A 15,854-nucleotide genomic window follows, 5' to 3' on the forward strand; every position below is an offset into this window, starting at 1 on the left:
AGCATCCGGGCCCCACCCGGGTCGCACCTGCCGACCGGCCGAACCGTCTCATCGCCTCGTGCCGCTGGTGCTGGACCTGGCTCCCAGTGGCGGTGCGCCGGTTGGCGTTCCGCCCCATGGCCCAGCTGCGTTCGACGAATGCGCGGAGGTCTACCGAGCGGACGTCCTGTGGTGGACTCGGCCGAACCTACCGGCCGTCGACCGGCTGCTGTCAACAGGTGCTCCGCCTGCGTCGTTTTCGCGTCGTACCAGGTCAGTGCCGAGCAAGCGCAGGTGGGGCGAGTAGCTGCAAGCACGCTGCTCGGCGGGACCTGACCGCCCGAAGTCACTCGTTCGGCCGCCCGAAGACCGTGTGCCCGCCGACGACCGTGCTCAGGCACACCGGCAGGTCGCCGCCGGGGGTGAGATCGGGCAGGCCAGGGGTGCCGGAGCGGGGGTCGGTCGACCAGCGTTCGACGCGTTCGTCGGGGGCCTGGACGACCAGGTCGCCGGTGCGCCAGACCGCGTAGTCGGCGGGGGCGCCGGGCACCAGGACGCCCGCGTCGTCACGGCCGATGGCACGCCAGCCGCCGCGGGTGTGGGCGGTGAACGCGGCGCGGGCGGAGATGCCGTGGCCGGGGGTGCGGTGGAAGACGGCGGCCCGCAGGGTGCCCCAGGGGTCGAGCGGGGTGACCGGGCTGTCGGAGCCGAGGGCGAGCGGCACACCGGCCTTGAGCAGGGCGGCGTACGGGTTGAGGGTGCGGGCGCGTTCGGCGCCGAGGCGGGTGGCGTACATGCCGCTCGCGCCGCCCCAGGCCGCGTCGAACGCCGGCTGGACGGAGGCCGTCAGGGCCAGCTCGGCGAAGGCGGCGATGGTGGCCTCGGTGAGCATTTCGGCGTGTTCGACGCGGTGCCGGGCGGCGCGGACGCGGGGCAGGCCGACGCGTTCGGCGGCGGCCCGTACGCCGTCGGCGACGGTGGTCAGGGCGGCGTCGCCGATGGCGTGGAAGCCGGCCTGGAGCCCCGCTTCAGTGCAGGCGGCGACGTGTGCGGCGACGGCCGCGGCATCGAGCTGCGCGGTGCCGGTGTGGGCGGCGTCGGTGTACGGGGCGTGCAGGTGCGCGGTGTGCGAGCCGAGGGAGCCGTCGGCGAAGAGGTCGCCGGCCGCGCCGAGGGCCCCGAGCTCACGGATCCGGTCGGCTTCCTTTGCGGATGCGATCAGTTCGGCCCAGTAGCCGACGACGCGCGGCCCGCGCCCCTCGGCTGCCAGCGCGAGCAGCGCGGTGAAGTCGTCCTCGCCGGAGATGTCGGGGCCGGCGCATTCATGGAGGCTGCCGATGCCGAGCGAGGCGGCGTGGGCGAGGGCGGCTGCCTGGGCGTCGGCCCGCTGCGCCGGGGTGACGGTGGCGTACGCGGCCTCGCGCGCGGCGTGGTGGGCGTCGCCGGTCAGCGGCGCGTCGGCGTGGAAGCCGGACCGGTCGCGGATGCCGCGCACCTGGTCGAGCAGGGCCGTGGTGACGACCGCGGAGTGCACGTCGACGCGGGTGAGGTAGAGGGGGCGGCCGTCGGTCGCTGCGTCCAGTTCGGCGCGGGAGGGCGGGCGGCCCTCGGGCCAGGCGCTGGCGTCCCAGCCGTGGCCGAGCAGGATCCGGTCGGTGGGGCGGGCGGCGGCGTACGCGCGGATCCGGGCCAGCGCGTCGGGCAGGGTGGTGGCGCGGGACAGGTCGAGGCCGGTGAGCGCGAGGCCGGTGGCCGTCGTGTGCACATGTGCGTCCGTGAACGCGGGGGTGACGAGCGCACCGTCGAGGTGGACGGTCTCGTCCACGCCGTCCGCGAAGGAATCGGCGGCGCCTTCCTCACCGACCCAGGCGATGCTGCCGCCCTCGACCACCATGGCGGTGGCGAAGGGGTCCGCCGGGCTGTGCACCTCGCCGCCGCGCAGGAGGACGGTCCGCGGGCGGGCCGAGGTGGGGGAGGTCATCCGGGCCGGGGCCGAAGGCCGGTTCCGGGCGGGGTCGGGGGTGCGCTGGCTCATACCGGACAGTTTGGCCCCTGCGCGCGGGCGGGCCGTGCGCGGGGTCGGATGCCCGGTCAGATACGGGGCGGGCGGGCTTCGTACGGGGTGGAGAGCACGACCGTGGTGCGGGTCGAGACGCCGGCCTGCGTGCGGATGCGGGTGAGCAGATGCTCCAGCTCCAGGGGCGTGGCGACGCGGACCTTGAGGATGTAGTTCTCGTCGCCGGCGACGCTGTGGCAGGCCTCCAGCTCGGGCACGTCCGCGAGTCGTTCCGCGATGTCGTCCGGCGCGCTGGGGTCGAAGGGTTTCACCGAGATGAAGGCGGTGAGCGGCAGGCCCACGGCTTCCGGGTCCACGATGGCGGCATAGCCCCTGATGACACCGCGCTGCTCCAGCCGGCGCACACGCTGGTGCACCGCCGAGGTCGACAGGCCAGTGGCCTTGCCCAGGTCGGTGTAGCTCATCCGCCCGTCCTTGACGAGCAGATCCACGATTTGTCGGTCCAACTCCTCCACCCGCTCAACCTACTGTGCTCGGGCGCGTGTGCGCACCGCGCGCCGGATCGTGGACACCCTTACGCCGGGCCGTGTGATGAACGCCACAGGCATGAATCGGTGTCCGCCGGGCGGCCGCGATTATGCGCACGGCATGAAGGGAATTGCTCCCGGTGGCCGGGACCGCCCGTCACAGGAAGTCAGCGGTCCGACCGGCCCACCCGAGGGGGATGGACATCATGCGACGCCTGAAGCAGGAATCCGGTGCGGCGAACCTCAGCACCGAGGAGGGCGACAGTCCCGGTTTCTCCGGTGACGACGACAGCTACTCTTCCGACGACGGCCATGCGTCTTTCGAGACCTTGGAGATCTACCGCGTGAGCTGCCCGGACTGCGCGCAGCCGATCGCCCTGCTGGCGGACGAGGACACGCTTCCGGAGCACGCGATGTGCCCCTCGCCGTGGAATCCGTTCGGTCTGACGGTGTGCCAGGGGTCGGGGCGGCCGGCGGCCGAGGTGCCGTCGACCGAGGACGCCCTGGAGGCCCAGGAGCAGGACGCGGCCGTGCTGTTGACGCTTCCGGAGAGCCTGGACTGGCGCCGCCAGCCGTTCTCGCACATCGGCGGGCCCGACGGCCGGCCGACGCGGGTGCCGCAGATGCGTCGCAGCGCCTGAGCGCCCCTTGAGGCAGTCAAGTCAACTCCCGTGACCAAGGGGGTTGTTACGGTCGCGGAGTCGTTGTCCGACGGACTCAGGAGTGACCGTGGCCCCACCCCCGTTGCACTGCCCGCGCTGCGGTAGCCCGGCGGAGGGATTCGAGGGGTGCCGGTCCTGCGCGAGCGAGGGCATCGGCGTCAACACCCCTCCCCCGCTCGTGGATCTGACAGGCCATCACCTCGCGGCCTACCCGGGTGGGCCCTGGGGCTGGCCCGGGACCCTGCCGACCACCGGCCCGCCGGTCACCCTCGGCGAGGGGAACACCCCGAACATCCGGCTGCGCAGGGAGCTTCCGGGCAGCCAACCTCCCGCCGGCACCGGCGAGTTGTGGCTGAAGTACGAGGGCGGCAATCCGACCGGTTCGCACAAGGACCGGGCGATGGCCGCCGGGGTGGCGGCCGCGGTGGCCGCGGGTGCGGGGACCGTCGTCGCGGCATCCTCCGGGAATGCGGGTGCGGCGGCCGCGGCGTACGCGGCACGGGCCGGGCTGCGGTGTGTGGTGTTCACCAACGAGCAGGTACCGGCAGGGCTGCGGGCGCAGATCGACGCGCTGGGCGCCGAGCGGGTGGTCCACCGGGGCAGCTCCGCCGAACGCAACGCAGCCATGGCGCAGAGTGTCGCCGAGCGCGGCTGGTATCCGCTGACCAGCTACTCCTCACCATCCTCTGGCGGCAACCCGTACGCCAACGAGGGCTACAAGTCGGTCGCGTACGAGCTGGCGCGGGACTTCGCCGGCCGGGCGATCGGGGCGGTCGTGGTGCCCACCAGCCGGGCGGATCTGCTGGCCGGAATCGGCCGTGGGTTCCGGGAGTTGGCGGCGGCCGGGCTGGTGGCGCAGGTGCCGCGGCTGGTGGCCGCCGAGCCGGCGCGGTCGGCGCCCTTCACCGCCGCGCTGCGCTGCGCGGACCGGGCGGATCAGGAGCTGACGCGGGTGACGGACCGGCCGTCGGTGGCCTTCTCACTGGGCGAGGAACGGCCGTGCTGGCAGGGGCTGGACGCCTTGTGGCGCAGCCGTGGCACGGCGGTCGCGGTGACGGACGACGCGATCATGGCGGAATGCCGTCGGCTTGCGGCGGAGGGCCTGATCATGGAGCCGTCGTCCGCGGTCGCGGTGGCGGTGGCGCGGGGGCCTGCCGTGGCGCCCGGGGAGCTGGTGGTCGCCGTCGGCACCGCCACGGGTCTGAAGGGTCTGGTGGGCTGAGAGGCCGGTGGGCGGGCCGTCGGGGTAGGGCTGTCCGATCAGGCCGGATCGGGCCCCTCCATGCGCCCTGATCCGCGCGGGAGGGGCGGGCGGCGTCGCGCCGGTGCCGCCCGCCCCTCCCCCGTGCTCAGTGCGATTCGGGCCCGGCCAGGTGGCGGGCGATGACCATGCGCTGGATCTGGTTGGTGCCCTCGACGATCTGCAGGACCTTGGCCTCGCGCATGAAGCGCTCGGCCGGGAAGTCGAGGGTGTAGCCGTAGCCGCCGAGGATCTGCACGGCGTCCGTGGTCACCCGCATCGCGGTGTCCGTGCAGAACAGCTTGGCCATCGCCGCTTCCTTGGAGAACGGAGCTCCGGCGTCCCGCAGCCGGGCGGCGGCGAGATAGAGCGCGCGGCCCGCCTCCACCTGGGTGGCCATGTCGGCCAGCATGAAGCGCAGGCCCTGGAAGTCGGCGATGGGGCGGCCGAATTGACGTCGCGCCGCGGCGTAGGTGACCGCCTCGTCCAGGGCGGCCTGCGCGACGCCGATGGCGCAGGCAGCGATGCCCAGCCGGCCGGATTCGAGCGCCGAGAGGGCGATGGTGAAGCCCTGCCCTTCGTCGCCGATGCGGCAGGAATCGGGGAGGCGGACGCCGTCGAAGTGGAGCTGGGCCGTCGGGGAGCCCTTCATGCCCATCTTGCGCTCGGGTACGGCGGCGCTCAGACCTTCGGCGTCGCCGGGGACGAGGAAGGCGGTGATGCCGTGGGCGCCGCTGCCGCCGGTGCGTGCCAGCACGGTATAGAAATCGGCCACGCCGCCATGGGTGATCCAGGCCTTGGTGCCGCTCAGCGTCCAGGTGTCGCCGTCGCGGGTGGCGCGGGTGGTGAGGGAGGCGGCGTCGGAGCCCGAGGCCGGTTCGGAGAGGCAGTACGCGCCGAGGAGACCGCCGCCGAGCATGGCCGGAAGGTGTTCGGCGCGCTGTTCCTTGGTGCCGTATCCGGCGAGCGCGTGGCAGGCGAGGGTGTGCACGCTCACGCCGAGGCCGACGGTGAGCCGCGCGGCGGCAAGTTCTTCGAGGACCTGGAGGTACACCTCGTAGGGCTGTTCGCCGCCGCCGAACTCCTCGGCGTACGGGAGGGACAGCAGGCCGGATTCCGACAGCAGGGCGAACGTCTCGCGCGGGAAGCGGCCGGCGTCCTCCTCCTCGGCGGCGGTCGGCTTGATCTCACGCTCGGCGAGCTCGCGTACGAGCGTCAACAAGTCGCGGGCTTCCTCCGTGGGCAGCCTGCGGTCCACCGGCCGGTTGCCGTACTCGGTCATGCGGCGCTCTCCTCCCTGTCGGGCGCTGCGGCGACGCGCGCGCGGGGTGAGGCGGCGACGCCGGTTTCCGGGGTGCTCAGCCGATGATCGTCTCCCGGGTCGCGGAAGGCGATGACCTGCGGCTGTGGCGCTAGGAGTATGCCCGATCGGCGGCCCCACGTCACGGGTTGATCATTACTGGCTGTCCGGTTCCGGCCCGCGCTCACTCGGCCATGAAATTGGTCCGAACCATTGACGCACTGGTCTAGTCCTTCTAGCTTCTCCTCCAACGTTCAACGCGTTCATGCCACATTCCGAACGCAGGTCAGGCTCCACCTCGCCCCCCTCCGAGGAGACGACATGCTCAGACCGCTCCGGAAGCGATCGCCGCGCCGGCTGATCGCCGCCACCACCGCCCTCTGTACGGCGGCACTGGCAGGCACCCTGCTCGCCGGATCCGCCGCCGCCGACCCGGCCGGCGCCCCCACCGCGAAGAGCCCGACGGCCGCCACGTCCCAGGCCGTCAACGCGGCCGCCCCGCAGGCGAAGCCGGCCGCCGCGGGCAACAAGGTCGTCGGATACTTCACCAACTGGGGTGTCTACGCCCGGAATTACCACGTCAAGAACATCGAGACATCGGGGTCCGCGAGCAAGCTGACCCACATCAACTACGCCTTCGGCAACGTCCAGGGCGGCAAGTGCGCCATCGGTGACTCCTACGCCGACTACGACAAGGCGTACACCGCCGACCAGAGCGTCGACGGCAAGGCGGACACCTGGGACGACGGCGCGCTGCGCGGCAACTTCAACCAGCTGCGCAAGCTCAAGAAGCTGCACCCGAACCTCAAGGTGATCTGGTCGTTCGGCGGCTGGACCTGGTCGGGTGGCTTCGGCGAGGCCGCGAAGAACCCGGACGCCTTCGCGCAGTCCTGCCTCGACCTGGTCGAGGACAAGCGCTGGGCGGATGTCTTCGACGGCATCGACATCGACTGGGAGTACCCCAACGCCTGCGGCCTGACCTGCGACACCAGCGGCAAGGACGCCTTCACCGGCGTCATGAAGGCGCTGCGCTCGAAGTTCGGGCAGAGCAACCTGGTCACCGCGGCGATCACCGCGGACGCCTCGGACGGCGGCAAGATCGAGGCCGCCGACTATGCGGGCGCGGCCCAGTACGTCGACTGGTACGACCCGATGACGTACGACTACTTCGGTGCGTGGGACGCCAAGGGCCCGACGGCTCCGCACTCCCCGCTCACGTCGTACAACGGCATTCCGAAGGCCGGGTTCAACACCACCGATACCACCAAGAAGCTCAAGGACCTCGGCGTTCCGGCGGGCAAGCTGCTGCTGGGCATCGGGTTCTACGGCCGCGGCTGGAGCGGCGTCACCCAGGACGCGCCCGGCGGTACGGCGACCGGCGCGGCGCCGGGCAAGTACGAGGCCGGTATCGAGGACTACAAGGACATCAAGGGCCGCTGCCCGGCCACGGGCAAGGTGGGCGGCACCGCGTACGCCAAGTGCGGTGACCAGTGGTGGAGTTACGACACTCCGGAGACCATCGGCTCGAAGATGGCCTACAAGGACGCGCAGGGCATGGGCGGCACGTTCTTCTGGGAGCTCAGCGGTGACACCTCCAACGGCGAACTGATCAAGTCGATCAAGTAGCCGCGTCGGCGGCTCCATCGGGAGCGGCCGCAAGAAATCAGCCAGGTACATGCAGAGTGAGGGCGGGAGGCTTGAGGCCTCCCGCCCTCACGCGCTTCGCGTGAGGGCGGCCGCTCAGGCGGACGGACGCGGCGGCGCCGGGCAGTCCGGCTCGTACTCCTCGATCAGCCGGAGCGTGTCCCCCAGGCCGCGTACCAGCAGCGCGGCCACTGTCTCGCGGGGCAACTCCTGCGCCGCGATCCAGTCGAGGGTGACGCCCTCGACGCTGGAGAGCCATCCGGTCAGCGCGGTGCGGGCCAGTACCGGGATGTCGTCGCGGCCCCAGGCGCCCAGCGCGATGGTGTGCAGCAGCCGGGAGCGGACCCTCTCGCGGATGGCCAGCACCTCGGCGTCGAATCCGACGCCGCCGGTGATGATGGCGCGGTAGGCGGCCTGGTGGTGCTGGGCGTAGCGCAGATAGCCGTCGACGGTGCGCTCGACGCGTTCGACCGGCGGCAGGTCATGGGTGCTGCCGGCCCGCTCGACGAGTTCGGCCACGGCGTCCTCGATGATCGCGAGGTAATAGCCGCGCTTGTTGGTGAAGTAGTAGTAGATCAAACCCTTGGCCACCCCGGCCTGGCGGGCGATGTCGTCCATGGACAGCGCGTCATAGGACGTGTCGGCGAACAACTTCCGTCCGGTGGCTATCAGTTCGGCGCGGCGCGCCTGGGAACGCACGGTGTCGCGGGCGGCCGGCCGAGCATCGCCACCGCGCTGTTGACTCTTGTTCAAAATCCGCCCTAGTCTCCAACTGCCCGGAGTTTTCCGCAGTATGACAGAACGTCATCACCTGCGGCTTCGCTCCGCAGTGACTCGATGAAGCACTTCCTTCGCGCATCAGACCGTGTCCGTCGCTGCCCCGGGGAGGACGCAGTGAGCACATCGATCCGCACATCGCCCGAAGGGCGAACCTCATGGAGGAAGAGCGCCGTGGTGGCGCTGCCCGCCGTACTCGCGGTGGGCGTCCTCGCGACCGTGATGGCCCAGGGCGCCCTGGCCGCGTCCTTCGCCGTATCCGGCACCAACTTCCAGGTGGCGTCCGGAAAACTGACCAGCAGCGGCCTGTCCTCGTACGTCCACACCGACCGCGACACGGACGGCAACGGCCATCCCGTGGCACTGCTCGGCATCGGCAAGGCCACACTCGCGGACATCTGCCAGTCGGCGCGGGTGAAGACCCCCGTCGGGACGGTGGTGTTCAAGCTGACCGCGGGAGGCAAGGCCGGGGCGGTGACCGCCGACAGCCTCGTCATCGACGGTGAGGACCTGGTGGGCGACGCGCGGTTCGGCACCGCCCAGATCGGCCGCGACGCCGGTTCCCTGGACGCCGTACCGGGAGTCAAGGGCCCCAAGGGGAAGTTCGGCCTGCAGGCCGGTGACATCGAGGTCGCCGGTGTCCGGTCGCACGCGTGGTCGGCCACCGGCGGCGACTTCCGCCTCAAGGGAATGCGGGTCAGCGTGAGCCTGGACGGCACCTCGTGCTTCTGAGCGCGGTCCGGGCCCGCTCGGGCGATCGGCTCGAACGCCGGCTGCCCTGGCCACGGCGGCGGGCGCGCCTGCGGCGGTGGCGGCGCAGCCGGCCGTTCTGGGCCGGGCTGCTGCTTCTGCTCGGCGGCGCCGAACTGCTGCTGGTCCCGCTGTCGCCGCTGACCGTGCTGGTGAGCCTGGGTCTCGGCGGGCTGGCGGCGCTGGGCATCGGGCTGGCCCTGATGGTGGCCGGGCTGTTCCTGTGGTGCACACCCGCCGCGCACCACTACGTCAGCGTCCACGCGCTGATCCTCTCGGTGCTCTCCTTCGCCGCGACGAATCTGGGCGGCTTTCTGGTCGGCATGGGGCTGGGGATCGCCGGCAGCGCGATGGGCTTCGGGTGGACGCCGGGGCGGGACGCCAGGAGCGAGGTCGCGCCGGGGCGGGACGCCGTGGCCGGGTTCGCGCCTGGGGAGGACGTGGCCGCGTCCCGCTCCGGAACGCGGGCCGCTCGGCGCGCCGACAGGGGCGGGAAGGCGCCGGCCGTCGTCCTGCCGATCGCCCTGCTGATGACCGTCGGCGGCCCGGCGCCGCCGGCGCGCGCCGCAGCGCCGGTCCCGGCCCCGCCCCACCCACCGACCGTGACCACCACGATGTTCGCGCCCCAGGGCTTTCTGCTGGCCGGGGTCACCGACGTCCCCACGGCGGACGGCCCGGTCAAGGCGATGGTGCTGAAGATGAAGGCGGCCTCGCTCACCGACTACCGCCTCACCACCCGCGACGGCAACCCCGAACTCGGCCTGAGGGCCGACTCGTTGGACCTCAGCGGCGAGGTCACGCTCTACCTCACCAAGTTCAGCGGCTGCCTTGAGGGCCTGGTCTGCCTCACCTTCACACCCGACACGCTCCCGGTGCCACCGGTCGTCCCGCCCTTCGTCTTCATGACGGATGTCGAGGCCGAACAGGCCCTGGTCACCTCGGACCTGATCGTGGCCGACGGGCTACGCCTCAACGCGGACGCCCGCCGGCCTCCCGCCCCCTCCTGACCCGCGCACGGGGGCGCACCGCGTCACCTCCCCCGCCCCCGCGCCCCCGGCCGACCGCGGCGGGGGTTTACGCCCCCGCCCGGTACGAGCACCATCGGCGTACGGGATCCACACGGGATCCATCTGCGTAGGGGCCGCGGACCCACCGGGGGGGCTCGCCGGGGCCGGAGCCGCATCGGAAAGGTGGCACGTGGTCAACCCTTGGCTGGCGATGCCGGCGGGCGCCGATCCGGCGGAGCACACCCGCAGCGTGCGGCGGGCGCACGAAGCGTTCCTGTCCGGCGGCACCGTGACACCGCCGGTCCGCCGGGTCGTCGCCGAATCCTGGCGTCGTTCGGCGGACGCACGGGCGGCATCCGACGGCGCCGCGACCATCGAACTGGACGAGCCCGCCCTGCGCGCCTACCGGGAGCACCATCCCCTCGCCCGCGCGATGCCCGTCTTCCGGGAACTGCTGGGCAGCATCGCGCAGGACGGGGCACATCTGTTGGCGGTCTGCGATCCGCAGGGGCGGATGCTGTGGGTCGAGGGCCACCCGGGAGTGCGGCGCAGTGCGGAGCGGATGAACTTCGTCGTCGGGGCCCGCTGGGACGAGCGGCATGCCGGCACCAACGCGCCCGGCACCGCACTGGCCGCCGATCACGCCGTACAGATCTTCGCCGCCGAGCACTACAACCGTCAGGTGCAGCGCTGGACCTGTGCCGCGGCCCCGCTGCACGATCTGCGGACCGGGCGGCTGCTGGGCGCCGTGGACATCACCGGCGGCGACCACCTGGCGAGCCCGCACAGCCTGGCCCTGGTGCAGGCCACCGCTCGCGCCGCCGAGGCCCATCTCGCCGCCCGTTCCGCGGCCCCCGGCGTCTGCCTGACGGCGCTGGGGCGGGACGAGGCACTGCTCGTCGTGGACGGCGAACGGCTGCGGCTCGGACGCCGGCACAGCGAGATCATGACGCTGCTGGCCGTGCACCCCGAGGGCCTGTCAGGTGATCAGCTCGCGGTGCTCCTCTACGGCGAGCGCGAGACCCGCCCGGTCACCCTGCGCGCCGAACTGTCCCGGCTGCGCCGGCTCGTCGGCCCGCTGCTCGGATCGCGCCCGTACCGCCTCGCCCGGCCGGTGGAGACCGATCTCGCCGCGGTTGAGGAGGAGTTGACCGCCGACGACCTCACGGCCGCCCTGGGCACCTACCGCGGCCCCCTGCTGCCGCAGTCCGAAGCGCCCGGCGTACGCCGCCTGCGCACCGCTCTGGAGGACCGGCTCCGGCGCGCGCTGCTGTGCGCGCGGAACCCCGACCACCTGCGCCACTGGTCACGCACCCCCTGGGGCGAGGACGACCTGGAAGTATGGGAAGCCCTGGTGGACGCCCTGCCCCCGCACTCCCCCGCCCGCGCCGCCCCGACCGCCACAGCCGCCCGCCTACGCACCGCGTACGGCCTCGGGCGGGGGGCGGGGGTGGTTCCCGGCCTGGCCTGACACGGCGGCCCGGTCGGCCCCTCCCCGGGTCGGTCCTCAGCGGGGCCGACCGGCGCGTTCGGTACGCACCACGGTCTCCCGCTCGCTCGGACTTGCTCGGCTAAGGGCGGTACATGCAGGCCGCCAGCGGGGTGTGCGCCTTCCAGCCCAGCGTCTCGTACAACGCGCGCCCCTCGTCCGTCGCGCCCAGCACGCCGAGGGAGGCACCTTCGGACGCGGCGTGCGCGGCGAGGGCCCGCATCACGAACGCGCCCAGCCCGCGGCGGCGGTGGGCCTCCTCGGTCACCACCCGGTCGACGACCGCGAACTCCCCGAGAACAGCCAGCTGCCCCGTAGCAGCACGCTCGCCCGCCCTGTCGTGCACCCGGACATACGTGACGCCGTCACCGGACTCCACAGACGCGGTGTATCCCTCAGGGGCCGTCGTTGCCCCCGCTTCCGTCCCCGGCAGGTCCACGGACATCAGGTGACCCGTCTCCCCCTTGTCCACCACCCAGCCCGGCGGAAGCCGGCGGTCGGCCTCCTCGGGCGGCGTCGGCACCTTGAGCCAGGTGTACGGAACGGTCACCGACGCAGCGGCCGCACGCACTGCGGACGTCCGGGCGTCGGGGAGCACATGCCGTCCCACCTGATCGGGCCGGCCCACCTCGATGTAGAGCCCCCAGGGCATCTCAGCAGGCCGCGGTCTCGCCCGGGAAACGGCCCAACCCAGTGCCCACGCCCTGACAAGCTCCGGAACCATGGAAACCCCCATATGCAAGCGTCGCTCCAGAAATCCTGTACGCCCGCAGACCTGTGAGCCCGCAAGCCTGTACGTTTGTTGCCCTGTAAGCCTCACTGGACCAGAGAGAACATTACCCATAGGCCGGCTGTGCGGCATCCCCTTTCCTGCCTCGTCCCGTGAAAGCTCGTACGCCCGCGCGGAGTTGAGGGCGGAAGGACCCAGCTGAGCGTCATCACGGATACCCCGAGGCGCGGGCGCGTACGGCCTGGCGGACGTCCCCCGGGACACCCCCTTGCGTCGCCACGACACACCCCCGGCCGGGCCACAGAACCACCGCGCCGCAGCCCGCCACCGAGCCGCGGACTCACGCAACGTTCCCGCAACCTCCGCCGCCCTAGCCTGCGCGCAACGCCCGCCGCACGGGAGCGGTGGGCACCGCGCCGAGAGCGATGGGGAGGCCGCACCATGGCCCGTTACGCCAGCCCGGGTTCCGCCGATTCCGTCATGACCTACCAGGCCCGCTACGACCACTGGATCGGCGGCGAGTTCGTGGCGCCCGCACTGGGCCGGTACTTCGAGAACCCGACCCCGGTCAACGGGCAGCCGTTCACCGAGATCGCGCGCGGCACCGCCGAGGACGTGGAACGGGCCCTGGACGCCGCGCATGCGGCCGCGCCCGGCTGGGGCCGTACCGCCGCCGCCGAACGCGCCGGCATCCTCCACAAGATCGCCGACCGGATGGAGCAGAACCTGGAGGCGCTGGCCGTCGCGGAGAGCTGGGAGAACGGCAAGCCCGTACGGGAGACCCTGGCGGCCGACATCCCGCTCGCCATCGATCACTTCCGGTACTTCGCGGGTGCCCTGCGCGCGCAGGAGGGCAGCCTGTCCGAGATCGACGAGGACACCGTCGCCTACCACTTCCACGAACCGCTCGGGGTCGTCGCCCAGATCATCCCGTGGAACTTCCCGATCCTGATGGCTACGTGGAAGCTCGCCCCGGCACTGGCCGCCGGCAACGCCGTGGTCCTCAAACCGGCCGAACAGACCCCCGCCTCGGTGCATTTCCTCATGAGCCTGATCGCGGATCTGCTCCCGCCGGGGGTCGTCAACATCGTCAACGGCTTCGGCGCCGAGGCCGGCAAGCCGCTGGCATCCAGCCCCCGGGTGGCCAAGGTGGCCTTCACCGGCGAGACCACGACCGGGCGACTGATCATGCAGTACGCGTCGGAGAACCTGCGGCCGGTGACCCTCGAACTGGGCGGCAAGAGCCCCAACATCTTCTTCGACGACGTCTCGTCGGCGGTGGACGACTTCCAGGACAAGGCGCTGGAAGGCTTCACCATGTTCGCCCTCAACCAGGGCGAGGTGTGCACCTGCCCGTCCCGCGCCCTGATCCAACGCGGGCACTACCAGGACTTCCTGGCGGCCGGTGTGGCACGTACGGAGAAGATCGTCCAGGGGCACCCGCTGGACACCGACACCATGGTCGGGGCGCAGGCCTCCAACGACCAGCTGGAGAAGATCCTTTCGTACCTGGACATCGGCCAGAAGGAGGGCGCCCGGATCCTCACCGGCGGAGCCCGCGCCGAACTGGGCGGGGAGCTGGAGGGCGGCTTCTACGTCCGGCCGACGATCTTCGAGGGCACCAACGACATGCGGGTCTTCCAGGAGGAGATCTTCGGTCCGGTGGTGGCCGTGGCGCCGTTCACCGACTTCGACGACGCGATCTCCCTCGCCAACGACACGCTGTACGGCCTGGGCGCGGGCGTCTGGACCCGGGACGGCTCCACCGCCTACCGCGCGGGCCGCGCCATCCAGGCCGGCCGGGTGTGGACCAACTGCTACCACGCCTATCCCGCACACGCGGCGTTCGGCGGCTACAAGCAGTCCGGCATCGGCCGGGAGAACCACAAGATGATGCTCGACCACTACCAGCAGACGAAAAACCTTCTGGTCTCGTACTCGGCGAAGAAGCTGGGGTTCTTCTAGGGACCCCAAAAAGGGCGCCTGAACAGGCACTTCACCTGTCAGGCGCCCTTCGCGGCGCGGGCTTGGCGTGGAACGGGACGCGAGACGTGAGACGCGAGAATCCCGACACGGTCGACGGCGATCGTGTCGATCGAGTCGGCCCCCTGTATGCCGGCCGGCCTGCCGCTCACGGTTGGCCGTCGTGTACGCGGACGTCGAAACGGGCTGAAGGGACATGCTGTGTCTCCATGGACGATGCGCTCAGCTTCCGCACACCGCCCACGTAGACGATGCCGCCCACGAGGTCGAGGGGGCGTGGCCCCACAGCTCATCTCTTACTCCGCGCACGTCGCTGAACTCCGCCACAAGGCCGCGACGACGGGCCCCTCTCCAGTCCGGTCACACCCGGCTTCGACACCGGTCGTCCGCGTCGGCCCGCGTCCGGCCGGAGCACCCGCGGGAGCTGCCGGCACCGCACTGCGGACCTCACCGAACAGCTCCGGCCGCCGCGACCGCAGCGCCTCGGCAGCCGCCCGGAACTGACTCTCGTCAGCGTCCTCGTCATCCACGGCCGGCAGACGCTCGGCATCCACGAGGTCATCGCCCTCCGCGCCGAGTGCCACAAGCACGGCCCGCCGCAGCGCCGCCCGCTCTCTCAGCGGCCATCAGGGTCAGCATCCGGATCCGCCGATGGCCCCACATCTGAGCTGCAGCCACCCTCCGTCGCCGAGGCGGCGCCGGTCGGACCGTCAGAAGTCGTACGGCTTCTCGGTGCTCCAGTTCAGGACGTCGGCCTCGTTCCAGCTGAACTGCGGCTTCTCGCCCTTGATGTGGACGGAGTAGAAGGGGCCTTCCTGACCGTCCGCGCCGCGCGTCGCGAGGGCGAACGAGGTGGCGGTGTGGTTCTTCGAGCCGTAGTCGAAGAGGTTCACCGCGCTGTAGACCTTGCCGCCGGGCTGGAGCGTGATGTGCTTGCTGCCGCCCGGGTTGTCCTTCTTCGAGTGCGGCAGTGCGGTGGCGTCGACGTCCCCGAGCTTCACGGACGGGTACGAGGTGACCCAGCACGGCTTGGCGCCCTCGTTCGACGCGGTGACCAGCAGGTGGTCGCCCTGCTGCCCGGCGAACCGGTGCACCGCGGTGAGCAGCATCTCGTCGCCGACGCACTGCTGGGCGGCGGCCGTTGTGCCCTTGCTCGCGACCTCGTCCGTCCCGCCCGAGGCGTTCGTCGAGCGCGCGCCCGCCTTTGCGCCACCGCCGCTGTTGGCCTGCTCCGCGCCGCCCTTGGCGTCCCCGTTGGACACGGACCGGCTCTGCGCGGTGCCGGCGGCGTGACTGTCGCCCGCCGCCTTCGAGTCGTTGTCGGCGCCGCCGCAGGCGGTCAGGCCCAGCGCCAGCGCGGCGGTGACGGCGGCCAGGGTGGCGGTACGAATCCGGGAAGTGCGCATGATCGGGTTCCCCCTGCGTATCGTGCGGGAGTCGCCTTTGGGCCTTCCCGCGGTGTGGACACCACTCTTCCCGGGGCCACTGACGTTCCGGAAACGCCTCACTCACGTCCCGCTGACGGGCTGGGACCTTGGGCCGGTAGGCCAGGTCGGAGCCGCGGGGGCTGCCGATGCCGACCCTGCCTGGCCGCCCGCGGGCAGCCGGTCGCGTACCACCAGGGCGAGCTGCCGTGCTTCGTCCGGGTCGCCGTCGTGCTCGGCGGTACACAAGGGGGCTCCGGGCTGTCGGCCGGGAAGGGCGGCCGGCACGCCGGCGGGGTGGCGGGGACCGAGGCGGGCCGGGGCG

General features: G+C 72.0%; 13 protein-coding genes. 7 read left to right on the forward strand and 6 right to left on the reverse strand.

Features of this window, described 5'->3' with window-relative positions; all coding sequences use genetic code 11:
- Window positions 1–325: 325 nt before the first annotated feature.
- Both ACIRQ7_RS10380 and ACIRQ7_RS10385 read right to left on the reverse strand, forming a co-directional pair.
- Window positions 326–2,014 carry an amidohydrolase gene (locus tag ACIRQ7_RS10380; protein WP_401476911.1) on the reverse strand — a complete coding sequence of 563 codons (1,689 nt, stop codon included), beginning with the start codon at window positions 2,012–2,014 and terminating at the stop codon, window positions 326–328.
- Window positions 2,015–2,070: 56 nt separating this feature from the next.
- Window positions 2,071–2,511, reverse strand: a complete 441-nt coding sequence (locus ACIRQ7_RS10385) for an Lrp/AsnC family transcriptional regulator (protein WP_401476908.1) — start codon at window positions 2,509–2,511, stop codon at window positions 2,071–2,073.
- 209 nt (window positions 2,512–2,720) lie between these two features.
- On the opposite strand from ACIRQ7_RS10385, the gene ACIRQ7_RS10390 reads away from it, so the two are divergent.
- Window positions 2,721–3,164, forward strand: coding sequence for a hypothetical protein (locus ACIRQ7_RS10390; RefSeq protein WP_404261492.1), 444 nt, complete (start codon window positions 2,721–2,723; stop codon window positions 3,162–3,164).
- 88 nt (window positions 3,165–3,252) lie between these two features.
- A complete protein-coding gene (locus ACIRQ7_RS10395) occupies window positions 3,253–4,407 on the forward strand; it encodes a pyridoxal-phosphate dependent enzyme (RefSeq protein ID WP_404261494.1) in 1,155 nt (384 codons plus the stop codon).
- A gap of 127 nt (window positions 4,408–4,534) precedes the next feature.
- Here ACIRQ7_RS10395 and ACIRQ7_RS10400 read toward each other — a convergent pair whose 3' ends face one another.
- On the reverse strand, window positions 4,535–5,707 hold the full coding sequence (locus ACIRQ7_RS10400; protein WP_404261496.1) for an acyl-CoA dehydrogenase family protein: 1,173 nt from the start codon (window positions 5,705–5,707) through the stop codon (window positions 4,535–4,537).
- Between the two features lie 339 nt (window positions 5,708–6,046).
- Between ACIRQ7_RS10400 and ACIRQ7_RS10405 the strand changes: the two genes are divergently transcribed.
- Entirely contained in the window at window positions 6,047–7,351 is a 1,305-nt protein-coding gene (locus tag ACIRQ7_RS10405) for a glycoside hydrolase family 18 protein (RefSeq protein WP_404261497.1), read from the forward strand.
- A 114-nt stretch (window positions 7,352–7,465) separates the two neighbouring features.
- On the opposite strand, the gene ACIRQ7_RS10410 is transcribed toward ACIRQ7_RS10405, so the two are convergent.
- Complete coding sequence (locus ACIRQ7_RS10410) at window positions 7,466–8,122, reverse strand: TetR/AcrR family transcriptional regulator (protein ID WP_404261499.1); 657 nt, start codon at window positions 8,120–8,122, stop codon at window positions 7,466–7,468.
- Window positions 8,123–8,323: 201 nt separating this feature from the next.
- Between ACIRQ7_RS10410 and ACIRQ7_RS10415 the strand changes: the two genes are divergently transcribed.
- The 3 genes from ACIRQ7_RS10415 (at window position 8,324) to ACIRQ7_RS10425 (ending at window position 11,374) form a co-directional block, all read left to right on the forward strand.
- Window positions 8,324–8,878: a DUF6230 family protein gene (locus ACIRQ7_RS10415; protein WP_404262284.1), complete on the forward strand. Its 555-nt coding sequence runs from the start codon at window positions 8,324–8,326 to the stop codon at window positions 8,876–8,878.
- The gene (locus tag ACIRQ7_RS10420) at window positions 8,869–9,903 is read left to right on the forward strand and encodes a DUF6114 domain-containing protein (protein ID WP_404261501.1); all 1,035 of its coding nucleotides are present in this window, start codon (window positions 8,869–8,871) and stop codon (window positions 9,901–9,903) included. The genes ACIRQ7_RS10415 and ACIRQ7_RS10420 overlap by 10 nt, the downstream gene beginning before the upstream one ends.
- A 190-nt stretch (window positions 9,904–10,093) precedes the next feature.
- Window positions 10,094–11,374 carry a GAF domain-containing protein gene (locus tag ACIRQ7_RS10425; RefSeq protein WP_404261502.1) on the forward strand — a complete coding sequence of 427 codons (1,281 nt, stop codon included), beginning with the start codon at window positions 10,094–10,096 and terminating at the stop codon, window positions 11,372–11,374.
- Between the two features lie 100 nt (window positions 11,375–11,474).
- Here ACIRQ7_RS10425 and ACIRQ7_RS10430 read toward each other — a convergent pair whose 3' ends face one another.
- Window positions 11,475–12,044: a GNAT family N-acetyltransferase gene (locus ACIRQ7_RS10430; protein ID WP_404261504.1), complete on the reverse strand. Its 570-nt coding sequence runs from the start codon at window positions 12,042–12,044 to the stop codon at window positions 11,475–11,477.
- A 519-nt stretch (window positions 12,045–12,563) separates the two neighbouring features.
- On the opposite strand from ACIRQ7_RS10430, the gene ACIRQ7_RS10435 reads away from it, so the two are divergent.
- Window positions 12,564–14,087: an aldehyde dehydrogenase family protein gene (locus tag ACIRQ7_RS10435; RefSeq protein WP_404261505.1), complete on the forward strand. Its 1,524-nt coding sequence runs from the start codon at window positions 12,564–12,566 to the stop codon at window positions 14,085–14,087.
- A 728-nt stretch (window positions 14,088–14,815) separates the two neighbouring features.
- On the opposite strand, the gene ACIRQ7_RS10440 is transcribed toward ACIRQ7_RS10435, so the two are convergent.
- Complete coding sequence (locus tag ACIRQ7_RS10440; protein ID WP_404261506.1) at window positions 14,816–15,511, reverse strand: DUF4232 domain-containing protein; 696 nt, start codon at window positions 15,509–15,511, stop codon at window positions 14,816–14,818.
- Window positions 15,512–15,854: the final 343 nt, after the last annotated feature.

It is taken from the genome of Streptomyces sp. NPDC101393 (assembly GCF_044767385.1).
Classification (GTDB): Bacteria; Actinomycetota; Actinomycetes; order Streptomycetales; family Streptomycetaceae; genus Streptomyces.